Annotated in this window: 3 protein-coding genes and 1 pseudogene; all 4 read left to right on the top strand. The window is 63.5% G+C overall.

What is annotated here, in order from left to right; translation table 11 throughout:
* The first annotated feature begins 93 nt into the window (after nt 1-93).
* Nucleotides 94-816, top strand: a complete 723-nt coding sequence (gene pyrH, locus EOA79_RS31195) for a UMP kinase (RefSeq protein ID WP_127334978.1) — start codon at nt 94-96, stop codon at nt 814-816.
* An 88-nt stretch (nt 817-904) separates the two neighbouring features.
* Nucleotides 905-1,459: a ribosome recycling factor gene (gene frr, locus EOA79_RS31190; RefSeq protein ID WP_127334979.1), complete on the top strand. Its 555-nt coding sequence runs from the start codon at nt 905-907 to the stop codon at nt 1,457-1,459.
* Nucleotides 1,460-1,479: 20 nt separating this feature from the next.
* Nucleotides 1,480-2,211, top strand: a pseudogene (locus EOA79_RS31185) (isoprenyl transferase); the annotation flags it as partial.
* A gap of 10 nt (nt 2,212-2,221) precedes the next feature.
* On the top strand, nt 2,222-2,810 hold a 589-nt coding region (locus EOA79_RS31180), incomplete at its 3' end, for a phosphatidate cytidylyltransferase (protein WP_128293639.1).

The raw sequence follows: 2,810 nt of genomic DNA, 5'->3' as shown, positions 1-2,810 counted from the left end.
GTATCGGGTCGAACCATCGTGCCAGCGCCGCCAGGCGAAGCGGGGCGCCTTCGCCTCCAGATTTGCCCGCGCCGAGATTTTTCGAGGAACCAGATGACGGTGAAGCCCCTCTATCGACGTGTCTTGCTGAAAGCTTCGGGCGAAGCCTTGATGGGGGAACAGCATTTCGGCATCGACGTCTCGGTCGTCGACCGTATCGCAGCCGACATTGCCGAGGCGCGGGCGCTTGGCGTCGAAGTCGGAGTCGTGATCGGCGGCGGCAACATCTTCCGCGGCGTGGCCGTCGCCTCCAAGGGCGGCGACCGCGTCACCGGCGATCACATGGGAATGCTCGCCACCGTCATCAACTCGCTGGCGCTGCGCACCTCGCTGAACAAAATCGGCGTCGACGCCGTGGTGCTTTCGGCCATTGCCATGCCGGAACTCTGCGAAAGTTTTTCACAGCGCCAGGCGACCGCCTATATGAATCAAGGCAAGGTGGTGATCTTTGCCGGCGGCACCGGCAATCCGTTCTTCACCACCGATTCGGCCGCAGCGCTGCGCGCCGCCGAGATCGGCGCCGACGCGCTGTTCAAGGGCACGCAGGTCGATGGCGTCTATTCGGCCGACCCGAAGGAGGATCCGGAGGCGGTGCGCTTCGACCGCATAAGTCATGCCGAAGTCATCAAACGCGGGCTTACGATCATGGATACGGCCGCGATTGCACTTGCGCGTGAAAACAACATTCCGATAATCGTCTATTCGATCCACGAAAAAGGTGGTTTCGGCGAAATTCTAAGAGGCGGCGGCCGTTGCACCATCGTCGCGGACAATTGACTGGGGCCGAAGACGGCTGAATGATCGCCGGTCCGGTCGAGATTAGAAGACAAGCATTGAACCCGGCGAACGGGTCGAGGAGATGATCATGAGTGGCGAGTACGACGATCTCAAGCGGCGCATGGACGGGGCGATCGCGGCCTTCAAGCACGATCTCGCTTCGCTGCGCACCGGCCGCGCTTCCAGCAACCTGCTCGACGCCGTGCAGGTCCATGCCTATGGCACGACGATGCCCATCAATCAGGTGGCCAACGTCACGGTTCCGGAGCCGCGGATGATTTCGGTATCGGTTTGGGACAAATCGATGGTGAGCGCCGTCGACCGCGCTATCCGCGAGGCCAATCTTGGCTTCAATCCGATCGTCGACGGCACCAATCTGAGGATTGCTTTGCCCGAACTCAACGAGCAGCGCCGCAAGGAACTGGTCAAGATCTCGCACGGCTATGCGGAGAACGCCCGCGTCGCGGTTCGCCATGTCCGTCGCGACGGCATGGATTTCCTCAAAAAGGCGGAAAAGGACGGCACGATCAGCGAAGACGATCATCGCAAGCGCTCCGACCAGGTTCAGAAGCTGACCGATGAGATGATCAGCACCATCGATCACCTGCTTTCCGATAAGGAAGCTGAAATCATGCAGGTTTAGGGTCGGTTTCTCACCGGCTCGAAAGCGAGACCATGACAACCCCCGCGCATGTCGCGATCATCATGGACGGAAACGGACGCTGGGCCAAGGCGCGCGGCATGCCGAGGCTCGCCGGCCACCGCGCCGGCGTCGAAGCCTTGCGCAAGACGGTGCGCGCCGCGCCAGAGCTCGGCATCTCCTATCTGACGGTCTACGCCTTCTCCTCTGAAAACTGGTCGCGGCCGAAGTCCGAGGTCAGCGACCTGATGGGCCTCCTGAAGCTCTTCATCCGCCGGGATCTCGCCGAGCTGCATCAAAACGGCGTGCGGGTGAGGGTGATCGGCGACAGGGAGGGGCTGCAGCCGGACATCAGAGGCCTGCTGCAGGAGGCCGAATCGCTGACCGCAGGCAATGAGGCGCTGACCCTGGTCATCGCCTTCAACTATGGTGGGCGCGATGAGATCGTGCGCACCGCGCGCAAGCTCGCCGATGCCGTGGCTCGCGGCGACTTGACAAGCGACGCCATCACGATGGAGAGCTTTGCCGGCTCGCTCGACACCGAGGGCATTCCCGATCCAGACCTCGTGATCCGCACCAGCGGCGAACTCAGGCTGTCGAACTTCCTTTTGTGGCAGGCCGCCTATAGCGAGCTTGTCTTCCTGCCTTGCTACTGGCCGGACTTCAGCCGGGAGCACCTGGCCGACGCCCTGCGCGACTTTGCCGGCCGCGAACGCCGTTTCGGCGGGCTCGCCGCCCGCGACGTCGCCTTGTAGCGCGGAATCGATGAGCAATCTCCAGCAGCGTGTCATCTCGGCCATCGTGATGGCAGCCGTCACACTTGCGCTCACCTGGCTCGGCGGGCTGCCGTTCCGCCTGTTCTGTGCGGCGATCGCGGCGTTGATCTTCTACGAATGGACGCGCATGTCGCGCCCTGAGAACGGTGCGACGCTCGGCTTTCTGCCGGAAGCGCTGATTCTGGTCTTCATCGGCGCGCTGGTCGCCGGCCTGCCGGCACTTTGGCTGCTGCTTCTGGTCGCAGCCATCACTGCTATCGTCGCTGTTGCCGCGCGGCTGCGGGGAGCAGCGCAGTGGGAGGCCTCGGGGCTGGCATACGCGTCGTTGTCCGGCTTGTCGCTCGCCTATCTGCGCGGGGACAGCCACTCAGGATTGATCGCGATCCTCTTCCTGTTCGCGGTCGTCTGGGCGACCGACATAGCGGCCTATTTCGTCGGCCGCGCGGTCGGCGGCCCGAAGCTTGCGCCGTCAATCTCGCCCGGCAAGACGCAGAGCGGCGCGCTTGGCGGCGCTGTCGGCGGCATCGCTGCCGGATTGGTGCTGGCAATCGCGGCCGGGGCCGGCAATCTCACTATGC

Source organism: Mesorhizobium sp. M1A.F.Ca.IN.020.03.2.1 (genome assembly GCF_004023205.1).
Lineage (GTDB): Bacteria > Pseudomonadota > Alphaproteobacteria > Rhizobiales > Rhizobiaceae > Mesorhizobium.
This window is presented reverse-complemented; position numbering and strand designations above follow the sequence as displayed.